The sequence below is a fragment of the Deltaproteobacteria bacterium genome (genome assembly GCA_026712905.1).
GTDB lineage: Bacteria > Desulfobacterota > Binatia > UBA9968 > JAJDTQ01 > JAJDTQ01.
Window position 1 is genome coordinate 1 of sequence record JAPOPM010000051.1, and the last position, 3185, is coordinate 3185.

A 3185-nucleotide genomic window follows, 5' to 3' on the forward strand; every position below is an offset into this window, starting at 1 on the left:
CGCGCCGGAGAGCGCCAACAACGCCAAGCAGGGCGGCGCGCTGGTGCCCACGCTGGCCTTCGGCATCCCCGGCAGCGCCTCCATGGCGCTGCTGATCGGCGCCTTCATGATCCACGGCCTGCAACCGGGCCCCTCCATGCTCAACGAGCACCTGGATCTCACCTACTCCATCGTGTGGAGCACGGCCATCGCCAACGTCATGGCCACGGTCATCGCGCTGTGCTTCACCAACCAGCTCGCCAAGATCTCGTCCGTGCGGATCAACATCCTGGCGCCCTTGGTGACGGTGGTGGTGTTCCTGGCCGCCTACCAGGCCACCGCCAGCATCTTCGACCTGGTGACGGTGCTGATCTTCGGGCTGCTGGGTTGGATCATGAAGCGGTGTGGCTGGCCCCGGCCGCCGCTGCTGCTGGGATTCCTGCTGGGCGGGCTGATCGAGCGGTATCTCTTCATCTCGGTCCGCGCCTACGGCGCCTCGTTCCTCATCCGGCCGCTGGTGCTGGTGGTCCTGGCCGTTACCATCGCCACCATCTACTACAGCGTCAAGCAGGAACGGAAAGTCCGGCAGCTCACCGGCGGCACGAGAGAGGGAGAGTAGCCATGCGCGTCACACCGTCGCTCCTGTTCACCCTGTTCGTCGCCGTGGTCGCCGCCGGCATGGTTGTCACCTCCAGGGACTGGCCGCTGGGCACTGGTCTGTTTCCCCGCTCCGTCGGCATCCCGGTGCTGGTGATGGCGATGATCCAACTGATCATGGACGCCTACCGCACCCTCCATACAACCGCCGGCCAGGAGCGGGAAACCGGCGACCTGCAGGTGGACTGGACCATGTCCGCGGTCGAGGTGGCGGCCCGTGGCCTGACCTTCGCCGGATGGCTCCTGGGCATGTTCTTCGGCATCCTGCTGCTCGGCTTCTTCATCACCGTGCCGGTATTCACATTCCTGTACCTCAGGTACCAGGCCAAGGAAGGCTGGTCGATGACCCTGTGGCTCACCGCCGCCATGCTCGTGTTCTTCGTCGGCGTGTTCGACCAGATCCTGCACATCCACTGGCTTGAGCCGGTCATCTCCGGTCCCGAGAATCTCCTCAAGAGCCTGATGCCCTGGCTGGGGTGACGCCGGGGGCCCCGCCCCACCTGGATTCCCGCGTGCGCGGGAATGACGGATGCGAGGTGTCGGCGCCGTCGCGGCCCGTGAAAACAAGAAGGGCGCCGGGGAATGTCCCCCGGCGCCCTTCCTGCAACACGGTGCAATGGGACTCGTAGCTACTACTTACCCCCCTTGGGGTTGAAGATCTGCGCCACGATGGCCTTGTCCTCCGGCGAGGCGGCTATCGATTCCTTCCACATCCTCTGAAGATCCACGCCCTTCGTGGGGTTGACGGGCCGCTTGAGCTTCTTGGCCTCGGCCAGGAACTTCGGATCCTTCATGGTCGCATCGAAGGCGTTGCGCACGAGTGCCACGCGGTCCGCCGGCACTCCCGGCGGCATCGTGTAGGGACGCCCGTAGCGCGAGAGCAGGAACGTGGCCCGCACGAGATTCTTCTGCTTCTCGGTCTTTGCCATTTCCTCGAGCAAGGGCGCGTCGGGGAACTCGGGGGCTTTCTTCCCTTCCACCGTACCGGTCTGGGCGAGCATGACGAGTTCTCCGGCCTTCCACATGTCGCCGAGCTGATCCAGGAACGACGAGGTCACGTTGCCGGAGGTGTCCACCTCGCCCTGCCGCAGCGCCAGGCTGTACTGGCGCGCGCCCGGATAGCCGAACACGTACTCGAAGAGCTTCTTGCCGCGCAGCTTCTCAAGGATGTTCCCCATCACGAACCCGCCCGACTGGTTGCCGCTGATGCCGACCCGGGCCAGCTTGCCCGACTGCTCGATCTCATCCAGCGACTTGAACCGGTCCTTCCGGCTGTAGAACAGGCCGTTCTCGATGACGATGACGCCGATGGCGTTCATCTTGTTGAAGTCGAACTGGCCGCCGCGCTTCTTGTCACCCACCACCTGCCAATTCCACACACCCCAGTTGATCTGCTCCATGACGGTGCCGTCGCGCCGCGCCTTGTTGTAGAGATAGCTCGCCGCACGGACGCCGCCCGCGCCCGGCATGTTCTGGACGATGACCGTCGGGTTGCCGGGGATGTTCCTGCCGATATGGCGGGCCAGCAGCCGCGAGTACGTGTCGTTGCCGCCGCCGGGCGATGACGAGACGATCAGACGGATCTTCTTCCCCTTGTAGAAGTCCGCCGCCGCGGCCGAACCTGCTCCGAACAGGAAGAGCACGAGCACCACGAGACTCAATACAGTCCGCATAGTTACCTCCCATCTTGAGAAAACTTCGAAGGATTAGTCACGCACGAATCCTGCAACAAGCACCCGGAAAAGGCAAGATGAAACGAAGTCAAGACGGACTCCAAGACAAAAGGGCGCCGGGGATCGGATGTCCCCGGCGCCCTTTGTTACCGCACCCCGGCAGTCCGGGCAGGTGCTACTTCTTGCCCGGGGGATTGAAGATCTGCTTCACGATGGCCTTGTCTTCCGGTGAAGCGCCCAGCGAATCCTTCCACATCTTCTGAAGGGCCGGACCGCTCGTCGGCCTCACGGGCCTCTTCAGCTTCTTGGCCTCGGCCAGGAACTTCGGGTCCTTCATGGTGTCGTCGAAGGCCTTGCGCACGAGCGCCACGCGGTCCGCGGGAACTCCGGGAGGCATGGCGTACGGACGTCCGTAGCGCGAGAGCAGGAAGGTAGCCCGCACCAGGTTCTTCTGCTTCTGGGTCTTGGCCATGTCTTCGAGCAACGGCGCGTCGGGGAACTCCGGACTCTTCTTGCCCTCCACCGTGCCGGTCTGGGCGAGCATGATGATGTCCCCCGCCTTCCACATGTCCCCGAGCTGATCCAGGAAGGACGAGGTCACGTTCCCGGAGACGTCCACCTCACCCTGCCGGAACGCGAGGCTGTACTGCCGCGCGCCGGGATAGCCGAAGACGTACTCGAACAACTTTTCGTCGCGCAGCTTCTCGACGATGTTCCCGAGCACGAATCCGCTGGACTGGTTGCCGCTGATGCCGACCCGGGCCTGCTTGCCCGACTTCTTGATTGCATCCAGCGTCTTGAAAACGGCCCACCGACGTGAGATAAGGACGTTCGAGATAACACTGCAGCCCATGGCACGCATCGTCACACAGACAA

At 63.8% G+C, this 3185-nt stretch carries 4 protein-coding genes; 2 read left to right on the top strand and 2 right to left on the bottom strand.

From position 1 onward, the window contains the following. The coding region (locus tag OXF11_04170) for a tripartite tricarboxylate transporter permease (GenBank protein MCY4486294.1) at window positions 1–598 on the top strand (598 nt) is incomplete at its 5' end. A gap of 2 nt (window positions 599–600) precedes the next feature. Next, on the top strand, window positions 601–1116 hold the full coding sequence (locus tag OXF11_04175) for a tripartite tricarboxylate transporter TctB family protein (GenBank protein ID MCY4486295.1): 516 nt from the start codon (window positions 601–603) through the stop codon (window positions 1114–1116). A gap of 152 nt (window positions 1117–1268) precedes the next feature. On the opposite strand, the gene OXF11_04180 is transcribed toward OXF11_04175, so the two are convergent. Both OXF11_04180 and OXF11_04185 read right to left on the bottom strand, forming a co-directional pair. Then, window positions 1269–2309 carry a hypothetical protein gene (locus tag OXF11_04180; GenBank protein ID MCY4486296.1) on the bottom strand — a complete coding sequence of 347 codons (1041 nt, stop codon included), beginning with the start codon at window positions 2307–2309 and terminating at the stop codon, window positions 1269–1271. 175 nt (window positions 2310–2484) lie between these two features. Next, window positions 2485–3185 (bottom strand): hypothetical protein (locus tag OXF11_04185; GenBank protein ID MCY4486297.1); only part of this gene is annotated, 701 nt, incomplete at its 5' end.